This is a genomic window from Sphingomonas sp. DBB INV C78 (genome assembly GCF_042693015.1).
GTDB lineage: Bacteria > Pseudomonadota > Alphaproteobacteria > Sphingomonadales > Sphingomonadaceae > Sphingomonas_E.
On the sequence record NZ_CP170544.1, the window covers coordinates 1,786,426 to 1,805,412 of the forward strand.

The following is an 18,987-nucleotide window of genomic DNA, read 5'->3' on the forward strand; positions in this document are numbered from 1 at the left end:
TTTTCAAGGAGACTTGCCATGACCGCCATTCATCAGCGTTTCGTCAATGCCCGTGAAGTCGACAGCGCGCTCGATATCGTCCCCGTCGCCGGACGGATCGGCGCCGAAATCCGCGGCGTCGCCTTGTCGGGCGATCTGGATGACGCCACCGTCGCGGCGATCCGCGCGGCGCTCGTGCGCCACAAGGTGATCTTCTTCCGCGATCAGTTCGAACTCGACGATGCCCGCCAGGAAGCCTTTGCCGAACGGCTGGGCAAGCCGGTCGCCCACCCGACGGTGCCCGTGGCCGAAGGATCGCGCTTCCTGCTCGAACTCGATTCCCGCGAAGGCTATGCCGCATCGAGCTGGCATACCGACGTGACCTTCGTGCCGGCCTATCCCGAAGCGTCGATCCTGCGCGCGATCGTGATCCGGGAAGCGGGGGGCGATACGCTGTGGGCGAACACCGCGACGGCCTATGAGGATCTGCCCGAGGCGCTGAGGACGCTGGTGGACGGGCTCCGCGCGGTCCACACCAATCTCTACGACTATGCGGCCGTCCTCGCGAACGCGCCCAAGGATGCGGCTGAACGCCATCGCTCGATCTTCGCCTCGACCGTCTATGAAACCGAGCATCCGGTGGTCCGCGTCCACCCGGAAAGCGGTGAGCGGACGTTGCTACTGGGCCATTTCATCAAGCATTTCGTCGGCTTCAACAGTGCCCACTCGCAGCGGCTGTTCGCGATCCTGCAGGACCATGCGACCAAGCCGGAAAACACCGTCCGCTGGCGCTGGCGCAAGGGCGACGTGGCGATCTGGGACAATCGCGCCACGCAACATCGCGCGATCGCGGATTTTGGCCTGCAGCGCCGCCACCTGCGCCGCGCCACGATCGCCGGTAGCGTGCCCGTTGGCATCGATGGCCAGGAAAGCCGCCTGCTGAAACCCGAACCTTTGGCCCAAGCCGCCGAATGAGGCGCCGTGGGGCGCCGTACCGAGGGTGCCCCGACCTTTGGAAAGGATGCGACATGACAGCCAATAGCGAAAGCAAGCGCCCGAACTTCCTGGTCATTCTGGTCGACGATATGGGCTTTTCCGACATCGGCGCCTTCGGGTCGGAGATTGAGACGCCGCATCTCGATGCGCTGGCTTTTGCCGGCGTGCGGTTGACCGATTTCCACTCGGCCCCGGCCTGCTCGCCGACGCGGGCGATGCTGCTGTCGGGCACCGACCATCATATCGCCGGGCTGGGATCGATGGTGGAGGGGTGCGGCCTAATTTCGATCGGCCACCGGGCTATGAGGGCTATCTCAACGATCGGGTGGTGACTTTCCCCGAACTGCTGCGCGACGCGGGTTATCGCACGCTGATCTCCGGCAAATGGCATCTGGGCGATACGCTGGCGACGGCGCCGATCGCGCGCGGGTTCGAACGGTCCTTCGCGCTGCTGCCGGGCGGCGCGGATCATTTCGGCAGCAGCCCGCTCGATCGCACTATCTCGCGCGGACCCATCTATATCGAGGATGACCGCTTCGTCACCGAATTGCCCGACGATTTCTATTCGACCGACTATTTCACAACGCGCCTGATCGATTTCCTGGAGGAAGGCGCGAGCGATGATCGGCCGTTCCTCGCTTACCTGCCCTTCTCCGCGCCCCACTGGCCATTGCAGGCGCCCGATGCCGAGATCGCCAAATATAAGGGCCGTTATGATGACGGCCCGGATGCGGTGCGCGAGCGCCGGCTGGCGCGGCTGAAGGAACTTGGGCTGGTCGCGCTCGATGTGGAGGCGCACCCGGTCGTCACCGACGCACCCGAGTGGGACGAACTGAGCGACGAGGACCGCGCCGCTTCCGCCCGCGCGATGGAGGTCTATGCGGCGATGGTCGACCGGATCGACCAGAATGTCGGCCGCGTCGTCCAGTGGCTGAAACGCACGGGCCAGTTCGACAATACGGTGATCCTGTTCCTGTCGGACAATGGCGCCGAGGGCGCGATCGTCGAGGCCATGCCGATCATCGGCCCGGTCTTCGCCAAGCTGATCGCGGAGCATTGCGACAACAGCCTGGAAAATGCCGGGCGGCCGGGTTCCTACATCTGGTACGGCCCCCGCTGGGCGCAGGCATCGACCGCGCCGTCGCGGCTGGTGAAGACCTATACGACGGAAGGCGGCATCCGCGTGCCAGCCTTCATCCGCTACCCCGGCGGGCAGCGCGCCGGCCAGATTTCAGGCGAGTTCGCGACCGCGATGGACGTGGCCCCGACCTTCCTGGAACTCGCCGGCGTCGCCCACCCCGGCACGCGATACCGGGATCGCGAGATCGCGGGCCTGCGCGGGCGTTCGCTGGCGAACTGGCTGCACGGCAAGGCCGATCGCATCCATCCGCCGGGCACCAGCACGGGCTGGGAATTGTTCGGTCGCCGTGCGATCCGGCGCGATCATTGGAAGGCGGTCTATGTGCCGGATGCGCACGGGCGATCGCGCTGGCAGCTTTATGATCTGGCGCTCGATCCCGGCGAGATTGACGACTTGGCCAACGCTTATCCCGCCAAGCTCGCCGAGTTGCTGGCTCTATGGGATCGCTATGTCGCGGAAACGGGCGTCGTCGAGGAAGCGATCAGCATCTTCGATGCCGATCCGAGCGCCTGGACCCGGCAGCACGTCTTCAATGCCGAGGCGCTGGAAGCCGCCACCTGACGGCGTCTCCTCGAACCAGTCATGAAAGCCTATTGGATAATGATGCCCAACACCGCCAGTGCTGCCTGAGCGATAGAGTGCCATGGGTTCGCCAGGGCGCCTGTCGCCGGCCTATTAGCCCTTCCGTTGATGGTCGGCGATCTTCTCGGGGTATTTCCCGTCATCATCTCCCAAATCCTCCCGATAGTTATTGTCGGCTCGCCGGGCTTGAATGCAGCGTCCCGAGTTGAGGTCGAACCAGTGCGGCCGTTGCCGCGGGAGTGAAAAAAATGACCACGCAGCTTTCGATTGCCGCCACTGCCACGCTCGCGCTGATCGGTGCAACGCTTGTGCCCCTGATGCCCGCCGCCGCGCAGCACCGCCCGGCCGGCGGCGGCGGACATGCGGCGCGGCCCGCGGCCGGTGGCGGGGGGCATGCTGCCGGCGGTCGTGCCGTAAGCGGCCGGGCGAACCAGATGCAGGTCCGCGATTCCTCCCGCTCCAGCGTCAATCACAGCTCAACGGCCAATCGCAACGTCAACCGCAACACCAACGTCAACCGGAACACGAACGTCAACGTCAACCGCAACGTCAATGTTCATGGTGGCGGAGGCTGCTGCTACGGCAATGACTGGGACGACGACCATGATTTCGGCGTCGGGCTGGCGGTTGGCGCCGTCACCGGCGCGGTGGTCGGGGCTGCCGTTGCCAACAACAATAATAGCAGCAGCACGACCGTTATAGTGACGCCGGGAACCGTCGTCACCGCCCTCCCCTCGGGCTGTTCGACGACGGTCGTCAACAATATCACCTACTCGCAGTGCGGGTCGGTTTGGTATCAACCGCAATATGCCGGGAACACTGTCCAATATGTGGTGGTGAGCCAGCCCTAAAAATAATCCCGCAGCACCAAAGCCGCCTGTTCGCCGCCCTCTATATCCAGAACATAGCGGGTGCCGGCGGCTTTCTTGCCCATGTTGCGATGGGCGGCGAGGAAGTCGGTGTCGATGCGCTGGCCGTTGACGCCAAGGATCGCGTCGCCCGCCTTCAGCCCGGCATCATCGGCCGGGCTTGCCGGTGAGACATGGAGTATCTTCAGCCGATCGCCCTCCGCCACCACCGACAGGCCCGATCGGTCGCGCGGGAACGGACCAGCCAGATCATGCACCGCCGCCAACCGGATCTGCCGCCGCCCCATATCCAGCCCGAGACGGAAGCGCGACCAGATCGGCAGCCCGATGACAACTGGCGCCCCCAAGGCCCAACTGTCCGGCACGGCGAGCGGAACATCGCGGAACATCGCATCCCCCAGCTTCAGCCAGGGCAGCCGCACCGTCTGGACGACCGATACGCCTTCCACCCCCAGACTGATCGAGGTCGCCACCCGGCGCCCCTCGAACAATCCATGCGCACGCACGAAATCGGCCGAGGCGTAAAGCGGCAACATGCTGCCGAGATCGACGACGGCCGCCGTCGTGATTTCGGGTGCGATATGCGCCTCGATCGCGAACAACCGATGATCGATCCGTTCCAGCGCCAGGCAATCCGTATCGGCCGCGAAAGGCTGCCGCGACAGCAGCAGGCGCCCGGCGGCGAAATCGAATTCGACGCGCTGGTCGAGAAACAGGTCATGCCCCAGCACGACATCTACATCGGTGCGCGCGGCCTGCGCCATCCGGCCAAGATCGGTGACCACGCCGGTCTTTGGCCCCAGCCCGACATCGCCGACCTTGATCCGCACTGGCCGCGTCACCGCTCCCCCCACCTGCGCCGTCAGCCCGGTGATGACCGAAAGGCCACGGCCGATCAGGCCATGGCGCTCGGCAAAGCCGCGATCGACGACCGTTCGTGTCGCCCCGGTATCGAGCACGGCGCAGGCCGCATGGCCGTCCACCGTGATCGGGATTTGCAGGGGGCGATCGTCCCCGCCGGCGAAGGCGACGCTACTGGTCGCCTTGCCGACGGGAACGGCGGGGGGAAGCGATATCGAGAAGGAGACTTGCATCAGTGCGCGGCGAGCAGCTTGGCCAATCGCCCTTGGGCACCGCTGATCTCCAGCGTAGTGCCGCGGGCGCGCTGGCGCTGCCACCATTCGGCAAGCATCTCCGCGCAGGTATGGTCGATCGAGCGCAGTCCGGTGACGTCCATCCGGATCGGCCTGTCGGCCGGCAGGCTATCGAGCGCCGAAGACAATTTGGGCAGCGACACGAAGCTCGCCACGCCATCCAGCTTCAGTTCGGAAACCGGCTCGTCCTCATGGTTCTTCTCGACGCCCAGCTTCAGGCGACGGAGGTTCGGCACGATCTCGATCAGCGACAGGCCAAGGCCCACGAGCACGCCGGTCAGGAGGTCCGTCGCCACCACCATCACCAGGGTCGCCGCCCAGATCACCGCCGGCAGCGGGCCATGGGCATGCAGCAGGTGACGGACATGCTGGAGACTGACGAGGCGCCAGCCGGTGACGACGAGGATGCCGCCAAGCGCCGCCATCGGGATCTCGCGCAACAGCCAGGGCAGAGCCGCAACCAGCGCGAGGATCCAGACGCCGTGCATCACCGCCGACATGCGCGTGACCGCGCCGGCCTGCACGTTGGCGGAGCTGCGCACGATCACGCCGGTCATCGGTAGCGCGCCGGCGGCGCCGCACAGCAGGTTGCCGACGCCCTGGGCGCGGAGCTCCTTGTTATAGTCGGTCCGCGGGCCATCGTGCATGCGGTCGACCGCGGCGGCCGAAAGCAATGTCTCGGCACTGGCGATGAAGGCGATGGCGAGCGCCGTCACCAGGATCGCCGGGTTTGCCATCGCGCCCATTTGTTCGCCGGTGGGCACCGCGATCGCGCCCATGATCGATTCCGGCACGTCGACACGCGCCACATCGAGCCCGGTGAAATAGGCCGCCAGCGTCGCCGCAACCACGCCGACGAGGGCACCGGGAACCAGCCGCAGCGAACCCGGACGCAGTTTTTCCCACAGCAAGGTTCCGCCGATCGAAAGCAGGCCGATCGCCAGCGCCGGGATAGCCGGATGCCCGTCAGCCGGCCACAGGCCGAGGACGCGGCCGGGGATCGCGATAAGGTTTTCAAGGCCATTGGCGAGCGGCTTCGCGTCGAACAGCACGTGGAACTGGCCAAGCACGATCAGCAGGCCGATGCCCGCCAGCATGCCATGGACCACCGCAGGCGAGATCGCGCGAAACCATCCGCCAAGCCTGAAGATGCCCGCGACCACCTGGATCGCGCCGGCGATGATCAGGATCGGGCCGAGTGCGGACAGGCCGTGCTGCTGGACGATCTCGAACACGATCACCGCGAGGCCCGCGGCGGGGCCGCTGACCTGTAGCGGCGAACCGGCGAGCAGGCCCACCACGACACCGCCGATGATGCCGGTGATCAGCCCCTTTTCCGGGGGCACGCCGGATGCGACGGCAATGCCCATGCAGAGTGGCATCGCCACGAGGAAGACGACGATCGACGCGGTGAAATCCCGCGCCAGCCAGTTTGCAGGAACCGGGGGGCTGCTCATCGCTTACTCCGCGGCTTGGAGCGGATAGGTGTCCGCGGCACGGCGCGGAGCCGCCTGCAACGCGACGGGGAGCGGGCGATCATCGCGCAGCGGCAAGAACCGACCGGTTTCGCCGTCAAGGCCCAGGATCGCGCCGGCATGGATGTCGACGAACCAGCCGTGCAGGGCAATTTCGCCACGGGCAATGCCGGAGGCTACCGACGGGTGAGTGCGCAGATGCGCGATCTGCGCGACGATATTCTCGAGCGCCACGATCCGCACGCGATCCTCCGGCGCTGCTTCCGGATAGCTTTCGGCGGCAACGCGCTGGGCGGCGTGCGAATGGCGCAGCCAGGCGCTGACGTTCGGCATCCGCTCCAGCCCTTCCGGGTGGACCAGCGCCTTCATCGCCCCGCAGTCCGAATGGCCGCAGACGATAATGTCGCGCACGCCGAGCGCCATCACGGCATATTCGACGGTCGACGAAACGCCGCCATTGGCCGTCGCGAACGGCGGGACGATGTTTCCCGCATTGCGGCAGACGAACAGGTCGCCCGGCTGCGCCTGCATGATATGTTCCGGCACGATGCGGGAATCCGCGCAGGAAATCATCAGCGCCTTGGGGCTCTGCCCGTCGCTCGCCAGCTTCGAATAAAGGTCGATCTGGTCTGGGAAAACTTGCTTCTCGAAATGGAAGACGCGCCCGATGAGCTCGTTCATTCCGCTTCCTCCTTTGCTGGAGGGCGGGGAAAAACACCCGCCCTGTATCAGCTAGGAATTAGGGAAGCGGCGTTGCTGCGGCGCAGCGCCGTCGTAAGGAATTATTGCTGTCTGACAGGCTGTTTCGAAATCAGGATTTCCGCCCGCAAACCGCCTTGCGCGCGGTTGGCAAGACGCAGCGTGCCGCCCTCCCGCTCCACCATCTGCGACACCACGGCGAGCCCAAGGCCAAGCCCCTTGGTGTTGCGGCTACGCGCCGAATCGAGCCGGATGAAGGGCTTTAGCACGTCCGCCAGCGCCTCGGGCGGGATGCCCGGTCCGTTATCCTCGACCCGCACCGCGATGCTGCCGGGCCAGTCGACGACGATCACGTCGGCCGTGTCGCCATAACGAAGGGCGTTCTCGATAAGATTGCTGATCGCTCGCTTGAAGCCGTTGGCCCGCAGCGTCGCTTCCAGATGGTCCGGCCCCTGATAGCTGATGGCATGGCCATGATCGGTGAAATCGTCGACCAGGGTCGCGATCAGCACCGCCACGTCGATGCGGACGGGTGTCTCCGGGTCGGCATCCCCGGCGAGATAAGCGAGGACGGAGGAAATCATCTCCTCCATCTCGCCGATATCCGCTTCGGATGTTTCTTGAAGGTCGCGATCCGATGATCCGTCGATCCGCAACTGCAGCCGCGCGAGTGGCGTGCGCAAGTCATGCCCCACCGCGGCGAGCGCCTGGGTGCGGTCCGTCATCATGCGGTTGATCTGGTCCTGCATCCGGTTGAAGGCGCGGATCAGGTTGCGCACCTCGCGCGGCCCCTCCTCGCGCACGTCGACACGCTCGCCCTGGCCGATGCGCTTGGCCGCTTCGCCCAGCGTCTTGAGCGGCCGCAAGGTCATCCGCACGAGCAGACCGCCCAGCACCGCCAGCGCGATCGCCGGCACCAGCGCCAGGATGATACGGTTGAGCTGAAGCCCCCACCCCGTCACCAGCCCGTGCATCTTGAAATGGATCCAGGTGCCGTCCGGCAGCGCCAACTCACCCACGACGATGTCATGACGTCCCGGCGAAGCGAGTTGCAGATGCAATTCCCCATCGGCGAGCTTCGGTTCCCACTCGACGACCTGATCGCGCATGTTGCCCAATTCGGCCGCCAATGGTCGCGGGCCCGGCACCTCGCGCTGCCAGTGGACGCTGTAACGGTCGGTCGACAGATAGCGCGCGATCATCGGGCGCTCGGCCGGCGGCCGGTCACCGATCAGTCGCTGCACGATCACGAGATGTTCGGCGAGGCGGCGGGCCTCGTCCTCCTTGATCGAAAACTCGCCCGCGCGTTCGTAGAGCAAGGTGCTCGCGGCGAACTCGATCGTCACCGTCAGCAGGATGATTGCGACGATTCTTCCGAGCAGGCCGAGCGACGGACGGGTCAGCACCTCAGCTTCGCGTGACCGGGGTATTCAGCATGTAGCCAACGCCGCGCACCGTGATGATCGGCGCCGCCTTGTCGCCCGCGGTCAGCTTGCGGCGTAGGCGGCTCACCAGCACGTCGATGCTGCGATCCGAGGAATCGCCGATCCGTGCCCGCGAAAGCTCGATCAATCGCTCCCGCGCGATCACGCGCTGCGGATGCCCCAGAAAGCTCGACAGCAGATCGAATTCCGCACCGGTCAGCGAGACGAGCGCGCCGCTCGGCGAATAAAGTTCGCGCCGCGAGAAATCGACGGTCCAGCCGTCGAACTCGGCTCGGCTCGAAGGCGTCATGCGCCGCTTCTCCGAACCGCCACGGCGCAGCACCGCACGGACGCGGGCGACGAGTTCCCGCGAAGAGAAAGGCTTGGGCAGATAATCGTCCGCGCCCAGTTCCAGCCCGACCACGCGATCGGTCTCGCTGCCCTTGGCGCTGATGAAGATGATCGGCACCTCGCTGCGCCGACGGATCGCCTGGCAGAGGTCGATGCCGCTGGTGCCGGGTAGCATGATGTCGAGCAGGATCAGGTCGATCGGCCCGGCGTCGAAGGTCGCCCACATTTCCGGCGCAGTGGCAGCGGGGCGCACGACATAGCCATTTTCTTGCAGCGCACGCGCAGTGAGGGTTCGAAGGGGCGGATCGTCCTCGACCAGGAGGATGGAAGGCGCGGTCATCTGGGGCGGATACTAATGAACTGTGAAAGCATGCACCGCCAAGTAGGGGCTGATCATGTCTCGTCAACGACGCAAATGCTCATTCAACGCAATATATAGCCACGCCACCGGCAGAGAAACAATTTGTCACATCGCATACACTGCAATGAAATATTCTGAAATATTCATGATACTCTAAGTTACACTTCCAGACACATTTCGTATCGATCTGGAAAGGTCCAGGCATTCCGTCGTCATTAGCTCATTCTCCCAATGATATTGCCATAGAAGGGGCAAACCAACACCACCCCTTCGACCGGCCGCACGGATGGAGATTGATGTTGCGCCGCCACATTTACGCCCTCGCCTTGGTCACCGCCTGCCTTGCCGCGCCCGCGGTGGCGAACGGTCCCACCCTGCCGACGAAACTCGCCAAGATGGAGGCCGCGGATTTCCGCAAGGCGGCCATCGTTGAGGACGATAATCTGGAATTCCACGCGATGATCTCGACGCGCGAGGGCTTCCGCAAGTCGCAGAAGATGACCGGAACGTCCTGGGGCGACAATCATCTGGTCGCCCGCATCGACAAGCGTTCGGGCGCGACCGAATATGAAGTTCATCAGTTCGTCCGCTATCTCGGCTCGCGCCGCACCTATGGCGCCGTCCAGTTCGAAGGCGCCGATGGCAATCTCGTCGCCCGCAAGGTCGATCAGGCCAATCATGGCGACGACATCTGCCCCAACAGCGATTTCAACGGCGATTGCTCGCTGACGAAGAACATCGTGTTCAAGGTCGACGAGAATTTGCTGAAGTCGATCGCCGGCCGCAGCGGCGGTTGGGACTATAAGTTCAAGTCGGACAAGGTCGAAGATCTCCGCGCCACCCTGTCCCCGGCGGAAGCCGAAGGTTTGCTGATGGCGGTCGCCGATTACCGCGCCCGCACGTCGCGTCAGGCCAGCCGATAAGGGCCAATGCTCACCGCAGTCGCGCTTTTGCGGCTGCGGTTGTTGCATGTCGGTTTGGAGAAGCCTGAAAGCGTCCTAAAAATATAAGGGCGTCCAAGCGAATGCGAACCGCGACGCGCCAAGAAAGCGCGTTGGAGTCCTCGCATGCTGAGCCGATTGCAGTCCATGAGCAGGCGATGGGTGTCGTGCGCCTCGCTGGTCATCGCGACCAGCGGCGTCGGTGCGGCCATCGCCTGGCATGCCGGCAAGGAAATGAACCGGTTCGCGCGCGAGCAACAGGCGAGCCTGATCCGCAACGCATTCTCTCACGCGGCGATCACCGCTGTCCGCAACCTCCGTTCCTCCGCGCAGAGCCCCGAACTCATCCACCATCTGAACGGCATCGACGCCGCCGGATCGAAGGAATGGCTCGATCGCGAATTCGGCACCGTCCAGGCGGAGGCGTTCGGCCACCGCGCCGTCCTTGTCACCAACCGGCAGGGGCCGGTCTACGCCTACGAATACGGACGCCTGCTTACCCCAGGCGATGCCGATGTGCTCCACTATCAGGCGGCCGACACGATCAACGCCGCGCGAACCGGCGAACCGCACGGCCTGAAAGAACGGGATACGTCCGCGCTCGCTTATGGCGTGGAGAAGATCGGCCTCGAGCCCGATCAACGGGCAGACACCCATGTCCTCAATATCCAGAACGAAGCGACGGTCGTCGCATCGGTGACGACCGGCACCGGCCCCGATGCCTATGTGCTCACGGCCTTCGTGCCGATCGGCGAACGCAGGCTGGAGATGTTCGATAGCGTGCTCGCCCTCGGCGGCATCAAGGCGATGCCATTGTCCGCCGAAGTACCGCGCGGCAAGGACAGCTTCGTCCTCAGCGCCGACGACGGCAAACCGATCGAACGCCTGGTCTGGACGCCGAGCCGCCCCGGCGACGCGCTGCTGTACGGCGTACTGCCTGCCATTCTCGCGATCGCGACGATCCTGAGCGTGCTGCTCGGTGCCTGGTCGATGCGGATCCGCTCGCTGCGCCGGCGCGCACGCCTCAACGGCCAGCGGCTCGATTATCTCGCCAATAATGACGAGCTTTCCAATCTTCCCAATCGACGCCGCTTTCTGCACCGGCTGAACATGCTCGTCGGCGCGAAGCCCTGCCAGATCGCCTTTGTCGACGTCGACGATTTCAAGGTGGTCAACGATAGCCTGGGCCACGGCGTTGGCGACGATTTGATCCGCTGGTTCGCTGGCCAGCTTTCGGAGGAGTTTTCCGACAGCCACTATCTCGTCGCCCGCATCGGCGCCGACGAGTTCGCGCTTATCGACGAAGGCCCGGATCGCGATCCGCATGTCCTCGGCAGCAAGATCGAAGCGTTGATCGGCCGCATGTTCCGCGCGGAATCCGCGGCCCTTCCGCTCAGCCTTTCGGCCGGCATCGCCTTGTCGCCCGAACATGGCGGCAGCGGCGTCGAACTGATGCGCAACGCCGATATCGCGCTCTATGAGGCCAAGTCCAACGGCAAGGGCCGATATGTCGTCTACGAGCACGGCCTGGGCCAGAAAGTCGCGGAGGCTCAGCAATTGGACCATCGCGTCGCCGCCGCGGTCTATAATCTCGATTTCGAGCTCCATTATCAGCCGATCGTCTCGCTCGCGAACGATCAGCCGACGAGCATGGAGGCGCTGATCCGCTGCAAATCGGATCGCACCCTCACCCCCGACATCTTCATCCCCATCGTCGAACGGCTGGGGTTGATGCCCAATCTCGGCGAATGGATCATCCGCCGCGGCTTCGAGGACTCCCTCCAGTGGCCGGGCGTCAGCACGTCGATCAACCTGTCGCCGCTGCAGATCCAGAATCCGGGGCTGCTCAGCGCACTCGACATCGCGCAGAACGAATTCGCGATCGAACCCTCCTCGATCATGTTCGAGATCACCGAAGGCATCCTCCTCAACTCGACCGAGGACGTGCGCGCGGTGCTCGAAGGATTGAAGGAGCGCGGCTACAAGCTCGCCCTCGACGATTTCGGCACCGGCTATTCATCGCTTTCCTATCTGGGCGACTTCATCATCGACCGCCTCAAGCTCGACCAGAGCTTCCTGCGCGGCGGCAAGATCCAGCTGGAACGCAATTCGACATTGGTGAAGGGCGTGATCGATATCGGCCGCAAGCTTGGCATCGAGGTGGTGGCCGAAGGCGTGGAGGATCCGGGCGATGTCGCGGCACTTCGCGCCTGGGGCTGCAGCCATGTCCAGGGCTTCTATATCTCCAAACCGCTGCCGCTTCTCGATGCCGTCGCCCGGCTGCAGAGCATCGTCAACGAGGCCGAAGCCGAGCGGCCGCTGCGCGCACAGATGGGCAAGGGCGTCGCGCTCTGGAAATGAAGCGCTGCGGCTGGATAAGCCGCGAAATCCGCAATATCCTGTAAAGCCCTATGAATTGGCCGGGAGCGGACATGCGGCACTGGAAATTTCTGGCCCTGGCGGCGGCACTGCTGCTGCCATCCGCCCTGCCCGCTCAAACCTCGGCTCCCGCCGTCACGGCCTTCGTCCACGTGAACGTGCTGCCAATGGACAGCGATCGCGTGCTTCGCGACCAGACCGTCATCGTCACCGGCGACAGCATCTCGGCGATCGGCCCTACGATAGCTGTTCCTGCCGGCGCGACGGTGATCGACGGCCACCGCAGCGCCTTTCTCTCGCCCGGCCTTGCCGACATGCATGTCCATTCGGACAGCCGCAACGATCTCGCCGTCTATCTCGCGCATGGCGTCACCACCGTGCTGCACATGGGCGGGGCGCGCGCCGGTTTCGTCGATACGGTCGTGCCCGAAGCCAATGCCGGCAAGATCCCGTCACCGCATGTCTATACCGGCTTCCTGGTTGATGGGACGCCGGCCTATAACGGCTTCGTCATCAAGACGCCCGCGGAGGCCCGCGCGATCGTCGGCCTCGCCAAGACCAACGGCTATGATTTCATCAAGGTCTATGTCGGCCTGACGCCGGACGTCTATGCGGCGCTGGCGGACGAAGCGAAGCTTCAGCACATCCCGCTGGTCGGCCATGGCGTCTATGCCGTCCGCATCGACAAGCAGCTTGCCGCCGGCCAGGTGATGATCGCGCATAGCGAGGAATTCTTTTATTCCTACTTCACCCCGCCGGGCGTCGAGGAATCCGATACGCCGCCCGCCACGGCGCGCATCGCCGATGCGGTCAGGCTCGTCCGCCAATATGATGCGACCGTCACCGCGGACCCGCTGACCTTCGGCACGATCACCGCCTTGTTCGGCCATCCCGAAGCGCTGGAACCGATCATGGCGCGGCCCGAGATCGCCTGGCTCTCGCCGCAGGACCGGCTGGCATGGCGCAACAGCGGTTATTTCAACAAGACGGCCAAGCTTCAGGCCAAGTTCGCCTTCCTGCAACAGATGGTGAAGGCGATGGCCGACGCGGACGTACGGCTGATCGCCGGCACCGATGCCCCCACCATCCCCGGCCTCTTCCCCGGCCTGTCCATGCATGACGAACTCGACGCGCTCGAAGCCGCCGGCCTCAGCCGCTTCAAGGCGCTGACGGCGGCCACCAGCGCGCCGGGCGACTTCATCCAGCGCACCAAGGGCGGCAAGCCTTTCGGCCAGGTCGCCGTCGGGCAGCGCGCCGATCTGATCCTGTCGAACGCCAACCCGCTTGATGGCTTGCAGACCTTGCGGAAACCCGTGGGCGTGATGGCGGCGGGCAAATGGCGCGACGCCGCGGGATTGAAGAAACTTCTCGATGATGTGCGTAGTGCCTATGACAGCGTCAGTCCGCCGCACCCCTGACATTCAGCACGTCGCGGATCATCTCCCCCAACTCGGCGACGGCGCCCTGCGCCTCGCGGACATAGAGCGAAATCACCATCGGCGGCGTCGCTCCGAAATCCGCGCAGTTGACGACGCCATGCCCGCCCGCGGCCGCGATCGGCAGCAAGGTCAGGCCCAGCCCCGCCTCGACCGCCTTCAACACGCTCTGCAGGCTGCCGCCCGAGAAAGCGACATACCAGCGCCGCCGCTCTTCATCGAGCCGCTCGAACATGGCATCCCGATACAGTCCGCCGGGCGGGAAGGTGACGAGCGGCAGCGGATCGCGCGCCGCCATTTCCGGTCCGCCCGCGAACCATCCCAGGGGTTCGGGGAAAGCGGCGCGGCTGTCGGGCCGGGCGAAAGCCTCCTTCACGACAATGATGTCGAACTCCCCATCCCGATAGCGGGTGGCAAGATCGCGGCTCAGCCCCGTCGTCACATCCAGCCGGAAGGCCGGCCATTCGCCGGCGAAACGCGCAAAGCCCTGCGCCATTTCCGCGGTCGCCAGGTCTTCGGGCAGGCCGATGCGGATCGCCGCCGTCCCCGCCGGATCGCGCATCAGCAGTTCCGCTTCGTCCTGCAAAGCCAGGATGCGCCGGGCATGGCCCAGCAGCCGCTCTCCCTCTGCGGTCGGCCGCACCGGCCGGGCGTGGCGGTCGATCAGCGGACAACCCACCGCCATCTCCAGCCGCCCGATCTGCTGACTGATCGTCGACTGCGTCATGTTGAGCCGCCGCGCCGCATGGGTGAAATTCCCGCTGTCGGCGACGGCGACGAAACTGCGGAGCAAGCGAGGATCGAGCATAATGATCCAGATAGTGAATGATGATGATTATAACATCTAATTTGTGAATGATCATGCGCAGACGTAGCTTTGGGCGGTCCATCCCGGAGCGCCCGATGCTGAAATCGCTTTCCTTCGCCCTTGCCAGCCTGTTGGTCCTCGCCGCGCCCACCCGCGCCGCGCCGGCCGATGCGGACCTGATCATCCGCCACGCGACCATCGTCGATGTCGAACACGCCCGCACGCTCCGCGATCAGGCGATCGTCACGCGTGGCGGCGATATCGTCGCGGTCGGCGCCGACAAAGCGATCGCCAAGGCCTGGCGCGCCGGCCGGACGATCGACGCGAACCACCGCTTCGCCATCCCCGGCCTCTGGGACATGCACGTCCATTTCGGCGGCGGGCCGGATCTGATCGAGGAGAATAAGGCGCTGCTGCCGCTCTATGTGGCGCACGGCATCACCACGATCCGCGATTGCGCCGGCGATCTCCCCTATCAGGTGCTCGATTGGCGGAGCGAGATCGCCAGCGGCACTTTGTTCGGCCCCACCCTGCTCACCTCCGGCCCGAAGATCGAAGGGCTGAAGCCAGTATGGAAGGGCACGCTCGAAACCGGGTCCGAGGCCGATGTCGACGCCGCACTCGCCAAGCTCAAGGGCCTCAACGTCGATTTCGTGAAGATCACGGACAGCACGCTCGATCCGCAACTCTTCCTCTACGCCGTATCCCACGCGAAGGCGCTCGGCCTGCGCAGCTCGGGCCATATCCCGATGGCGATCACGGTCGGCCAGGCCGTCGATGCCGGCCTCAGCTCGATCGAGCATCTCGATTATGCCTATCATGCCGGCTCCACACAGGAAGCTGCCATCGCCGCCGATTTCGCCGCCAAGCGGATCGACCGGGCGGAAGCCAACCGCCGCCTCGCCGCCAGCTTCGACGAAAAGACGGCGATGGCCGCCTATCGCCACTTCGCGGCACAGGGCCTGTCAGTCACGCCGACACTCAACGGCAGCCGCATTCTCGCCTGGCTCGACAGCGATACGCACGCCAACGATCCCTATCTCGCTTATATCGGCCCCAAGCTCCGCAAGACCTATGACTGGCGGATCGAGCGCGCGGCCAAGGCGACGCCCGAGCAGATCGCCGAACGTCACGTCGCCTTCGATCGCATCGCCGCGGTCCTGCCGATGCTCGCGAAGGCCGGTGTGCCGATCATCGCGGGCACCGACGCGGGCTTCCTCAACTCGTTCAACTATCCCGGCATCGGCCTGCATGACGAAATGACCTTGTTTGTTCAGAAGGGGCTCACCCCGCCGCAGGCGCTGGCCGCCGCCACGCGCGCCGGGCCGGCCTGGTTCGGCAAGCTCGATCGCTACGGATCGCTGGCTGCCGGCAAGGCCGCCGATATCGTGCTGCTCGACGCCAACCCGCTGGCCGACATCGCAGCGACCCGCGCCATCAACATGGTCGTGCTGCGCGGCCAGGCGCAGGATCGCGCAGCGCTCGACGCGATGCTCGCAGACACCCGCGCCAAGGTCGCCACCTGGAACGCCGCCGCCCCGCAATGATCGACCGTCTCTTCACCAACGCCCGGCTCGCCGACGGCAGCAGCGCTGTCATCGCCATCGCCAACGGCCGGATCGCACGCATCGGCGATGCCGATCCGGCGGAGCAGGCACGCGAGACGATCGATCTCGGCGGCCGCGTGGTGCTGCCCGGCTTCGTCGACGGCCATATCCATCTCGACAAGAGCTTCGTCGGCGATCGCTGGCGCCCGCATGTCCCAGCCGCGACCTTGCGCGACCGGCTGGCCGCGGAGAAAGCGATGCTGGCGGAAGCCCGGCCCATCGCCGAACGCGCCTCGGCCCTGATCGCGCGCGCCGCCGGCTTCGGCACGGTGGCGATGCGCAGCCATGTCGATGTCGACGCGACCACCGGCCTCTCCAATCTCCATGCGGTGATGGAAGCGCGCGAACAGTGGCGCGGCCGCGTCGCGGTAGAGCTTGTCGCCTTCCCCCAGGCCGGCATCCTCAGCGCCCCCGGCACCGCTGACATCCTCGATGCCGCGATCCGCGAAGGCGCCGATGTGATCGGCGGGATCGATCCGAGCGCGATGGACGGCGATGCCGACGGCCATCTCGACGTCGTATTCGGGATCGCGGAGCGCCATGGCGTGAAGGTGGACATCCATCTCCACGAACCCGGCCTCGACGGTATCGCCCAGCTCGATCGCATCGCCGAACGGACCCGCGTGCTCGGCTTAGGCGGCCGCGTCACCATCAGCCATGCTTATGCGCTCGGCGACGTCGCGCCCGATGTGGTCGATCGCACCGCCGCCACGCTCGCCCGCGCCGGCGTCGCGATCATGACCAACGCGCCCGGCGACCGCGCCTTTCCCCCGATCCTCCGGCTGCGCGCGGCGGGTGTCCGGGTCTTTTCCGGCAATGACAATATCCGCGATGCGTGGTGGCCCTATGGCAATGGCGACATGCTCCAGCGCGCCATGCTGATCGGCTATCGCTCCGGCTTCTACACCGACGCCGAACTGGGCATCGCGCTCGACATGGCCACCCATGCCGGCGCCGAGATGATCGGCCTCGACGATTATGGCCTCGCCGCCGGCAATCCCGCCACCTTCGTCGCGATCCAGGCCGAAAATGCCGCCGCGGCGGTCGCTGAAGTCCCCGCGTCCCGCATCATCGTCCATCAGGGCGAGATATTCGACGCCGCGACGGCGGGCTAATGTCCAGGAGAGCCGCCGTCGTGCCGGAGCGCGCCCGCCGACGCACGCAGGCCGCTCCTCGCGCAGAAATGATCCTGCGAGGCCATGGCACCGATCCCATGCTTGACTTGAAAAGCCGCGCCCCATAAGGACGCCGCTCCGCTGCAAACGGCCCCTTCGTCTAGCGGTCTAGGACGTCGCCCTCTCACGGCGAAAACACGGGTTCGAGTCCCGTAGGGGTCACCAGCATCCAGCAGAAATGTGGCACCTTCTGCATCGCGCCGGTTGGCGGGCAACTTCAATCACATCAGGTGCCAAAAGCTGGTTCGCCCGCGATTTTGCCCGTTCAATTGATGGTCAGCGGAATGCGAAGCGTGGTGCGCAGGTCGGTCGCATCATCGGTGGCGCCGAGTTCCACCGTCCAGTTGATCATCGTGGTGCTATTGATGCGATAGCTGATGCCGAACAGGAAGCGCCCGATCTGAAGATCGCGGGTTTTGCTCGTTATCGGATCGCCCAAGATCTGGATGCCGTTCCTTACCGTAATCGGCCGCACAACGCTCTTGGTCGAGAATATCCAGTTATGGGCGTAAGCGAAGCTTATCGATGTGTGTTCATTGAGGCCCAGGCCGAGACCCGCGGTCAGATTGGGGCCGTCGCCGGGATTGACATGATCGATCTGTGCGTCGCTCACCCGCTCGTCGACATCGTCGCCAAAGTTGAAATTATAGCCCAGCACGGCGAACAAGGTCGCCGGATCGGTGGGCACCAGCGTGGTTATGCTTGGTGAAACACCCCAGAAGCCGAAGCCCGTCGCACTCTCGGTCGCGTTGCCGAGCACGTCGCGCGAGACCTTGAACGGGCTCGTGCCGGTCGGCGCGGTGACCTGAAGATCGGCGGTAAGGAACGGCCACCCATTGGTGCCGTCGGTCAGCAGATAGCGGGCCTGGAATTCCACATCGCCGATGCCCGAGCCCGAAGCGGAACGATTGATCGTGCCGGCGCCCGATTGGGGCGGATTCTGCACGAGGGGCACCAGCACGAATGCGTCCTCGCGATATATCCAGGGTACGCGCACGCCGATTTCCAGGCGATTGGTCAGCCCGAACCGCGCGACGCCCGCCACGGTCAGCACATCCTGCCGGCTTTCGTTGATGTCGAACACGCCCACCAAAACCGATTGCGGAATTTCGATCCCGCGAAACACGAAGCGATTTCGGTCCGTCCGGCCATATTCGACCGACGGCTCGACGGTAAGCCGGCCGGCTTTCGTAAGGACGCTGCCTTTGTCAGCAAGAACCGCAACCTCCTGGGGCGGGCTGGGCTGGGCTGGCTTTTCGCCAACCTTGGAGATGGTATCCGAGGAGGACGGCGGGCTGGCGCGATCCGCCTGTGCCGACTGGACAGGAGAGCCGGATTGACCGCCCGGCAGCCCGGTAGCGCGCAATCTGCCGAGCAGGAGTTCCTCCATCGCGGCCAGGCGCTTTTCCTGGGCATCGAGCGTGCGGCGCTGCTGCTCGATAACCTTGCGCTGCGCGTCGATCTCATCCTGCAAGCCGATGAGATCGAACACTTCCGGCTCCGGCAGTTGAACCGAAGCCGGCACGGCGGTCTGAGCCAACACCGGCGCAGCCCAAAGAGCGGCAAGGAGCGCGCTTGTTTCCGGCAGAAACCCCTTCATCGGCGCCCTC

16 protein-coding genes and 1 tRNA gene are annotated in these 18,987 nt (G+C 65.1%); 10 read left to right on the top strand and 7 right to left on the bottom strand.

The annotated features are described in order from the left end of the window. Positions 1-18 precede the first annotated feature (18 nt). The 4 genes from ACFB49_RS08550 (at position 19) to ACFB49_RS08565 (ending at position 3,549) form a co-directional block, all read left to right on the top strand. Positions 19-954 (top strand): TauD/TfdA dioxygenase family protein, encoded by a 936-nt coding sequence (locus ACFB49_RS08550; protein WP_380878450.1) that lies wholly within the window; start codon positions 19-21, stop codon positions 952-954. 53 nt (positions 955-1,007) lie between these two features. Further along, positions 1,008-1,307: a sulfatase-like hydrolase/transferase gene (locus ACFB49_RS08555; RefSeq protein WP_380878453.1), complete on the top strand. Its 300-nt coding sequence runs from the start codon at positions 1,008-1,010 to the stop codon at positions 1,305-1,307. Next, on the top strand, positions 1,247-2,677 hold the full coding sequence (locus tag ACFB49_RS08560; protein WP_380878456.1) for a sulfatase-like hydrolase/transferase: 1,431 nt from the start codon (positions 1,247-1,249) through the stop codon (positions 2,675-2,677). The genes ACFB49_RS08555 and ACFB49_RS08560 overlap by 61 nt, the downstream gene beginning before the upstream one ends. Before the next feature lie 269 nt (positions 2,678-2,946). After that, positions 2,947-3,549 (top strand): hypothetical protein, encoded by a 603-nt coding sequence (locus ACFB49_RS08565; RefSeq protein ID WP_380878459.1) that lies wholly within the window; start codon positions 2,947-2,949, stop codon positions 3,547-3,549. On the opposite strand, the gene ACFB49_RS08570 is transcribed toward ACFB49_RS08565, so the two are convergent. The 5 genes from ACFB49_RS08570 to ACFB49_RS08590 all read right to left on the bottom strand — a co-directional run bounded on the left by ACFB49_RS08570 (position 3,546) and on the right by ACFB49_RS08590 (position 9,010). Beyond that, positions 3,546-4,661 carry an aspartyl protease family protein gene (locus ACFB49_RS08570; protein WP_380878462.1) on the bottom strand — a complete coding sequence of 372 codons (1,116 nt, stop codon included), beginning with the start codon at positions 4,659-4,661 and terminating at the stop codon, positions 3,546-3,548. The two genes, ACFB49_RS08565 and ACFB49_RS08570, sit on opposite strands and share 4 nt — an antisense overlap. Then, on the bottom strand, positions 4,661-6,178 hold the full coding sequence (locus ACFB49_RS08575) for a SulP family inorganic anion transporter (RefSeq protein ID WP_380878465.1): 1,518 nt from the start codon (positions 6,176-6,178) through the stop codon (positions 4,661-4,663). Before ACFB49_RS08575 ends, ACFB49_RS08570 begins: the two co-directional genes overlap by 1 nt. Before the next feature lie 3 nt (positions 6,179-6,181). Then, the gene (locus tag ACFB49_RS08580) at positions 6,182-6,877 is read right to left on the bottom strand and encodes a carbonic anhydrase (RefSeq protein ID WP_380878467.1); all 696 of its coding nucleotides are present in this window, start codon (positions 6,875-6,877) and stop codon (positions 6,182-6,184) included. Between the two features lie 101 nt (positions 6,878-6,978). Further along, positions 6,979-8,301 (bottom strand): ATP-binding protein, encoded by a 1,323-nt coding sequence (locus tag ACFB49_RS08585; RefSeq protein ID WP_380878470.1) that lies wholly within the window; start codon positions 8,299-8,301, stop codon positions 6,979-6,981. Between the two features lies 1 nt (position 8,302). Next, the gene (locus tag ACFB49_RS08590; RefSeq protein ID WP_380878473.1) at positions 8,303-9,010 is read right to left on the bottom strand and encodes a response regulator transcription factor; all 708 of its coding nucleotides are present in this window, start codon (positions 9,008-9,010) and stop codon (positions 8,303-8,305) included. A gap of 320 nt (positions 9,011-9,330) precedes the next feature. Between ACFB49_RS08590 and ACFB49_RS08595 the strand changes: the two genes are divergently transcribed. The 3 genes from ACFB49_RS08595 (at position 9,331) to ACFB49_RS08605 (ending at position 13,769) form a co-directional block, all read left to right on the top strand. After that, positions 9,331-9,954 (top strand): hypothetical protein, encoded by a 624-nt coding sequence (locus tag ACFB49_RS08595; protein ID WP_380878475.1) that lies wholly within the window; start codon positions 9,331-9,333, stop codon positions 9,952-9,954. Positions 9,955-10,098: 144 nt separating this feature from the next. Then, a complete protein-coding gene (locus tag ACFB49_RS08600; RefSeq protein WP_380878478.1) occupies positions 10,099-12,333 on the top strand; it encodes a putative bifunctional diguanylate cyclase/phosphodiesterase in 2,235 nt (744 codons plus the stop codon). Positions 12,334-12,404: 71 nt separating this feature from the next. After that, entirely contained in the window at positions 12,405-13,769 is a 1,365-nt protein-coding gene (locus ACFB49_RS08605) for an amidohydrolase (protein ID WP_380878481.1), read from the top strand. On the opposite strand, the gene ACFB49_RS08610 is transcribed toward ACFB49_RS08605, so the two are convergent. After that, positions 13,750-14,595 carry a LysR family transcriptional regulator gene (locus ACFB49_RS08610; RefSeq protein WP_380878484.1) on the bottom strand — a complete coding sequence of 282 codons (846 nt, stop codon included), beginning with the start codon at positions 14,593-14,595 and terminating at the stop codon, positions 13,750-13,752. The two genes, ACFB49_RS08605 and ACFB49_RS08610, sit on opposite strands and share 20 nt — an antisense overlap. A 95-nt stretch (positions 14,596-14,690) precedes the next feature. Between ACFB49_RS08610 and ACFB49_RS08615 the strand changes: the two genes are divergently transcribed. The 3 genes from ACFB49_RS08615 to ACFB49_RS08625 all read left to right on the top strand — a co-directional run bounded on the left by ACFB49_RS08615 (position 14,691) and on the right by ACFB49_RS08625 (position 17,542). Continuing rightward, positions 14,691-16,142, top strand: a complete 1,452-nt coding sequence (locus tag ACFB49_RS08615) for an amidohydrolase family protein (RefSeq protein ID WP_380878487.1) — start codon at positions 14,691-14,693, stop codon at positions 16,140-16,142. Continuing rightward, positions 16,139-17,317: an amidohydrolase family protein gene (locus ACFB49_RS08620; protein WP_380878490.1), complete on the top strand. Its 1,179-nt coding sequence runs from the start codon at positions 16,139-16,141 to the stop codon at positions 17,315-17,317. Before ACFB49_RS08615 ends, ACFB49_RS08620 begins: the two co-directional genes overlap by 4 nt. Positions 17,318-17,466: 149 nt before the next feature. Then, a tRNA-Glu gene (locus ACFB49_RS08625) sits at positions 17,467-17,542 on the top strand. Between the two features lie 100 nt (positions 17,543-17,642). On the opposite strand, the gene ACFB49_RS08630 is transcribed toward ACFB49_RS08625, so the two are convergent. After that, positions 17,643-18,977 (bottom strand): hypothetical protein, encoded by a 1,335-nt coding sequence (locus ACFB49_RS08630; RefSeq protein WP_380878492.1) that lies wholly within the window; start codon positions 18,975-18,977, stop codon positions 17,643-17,645. Positions 18,978-18,987: the final 10 nt, after the last annotated feature.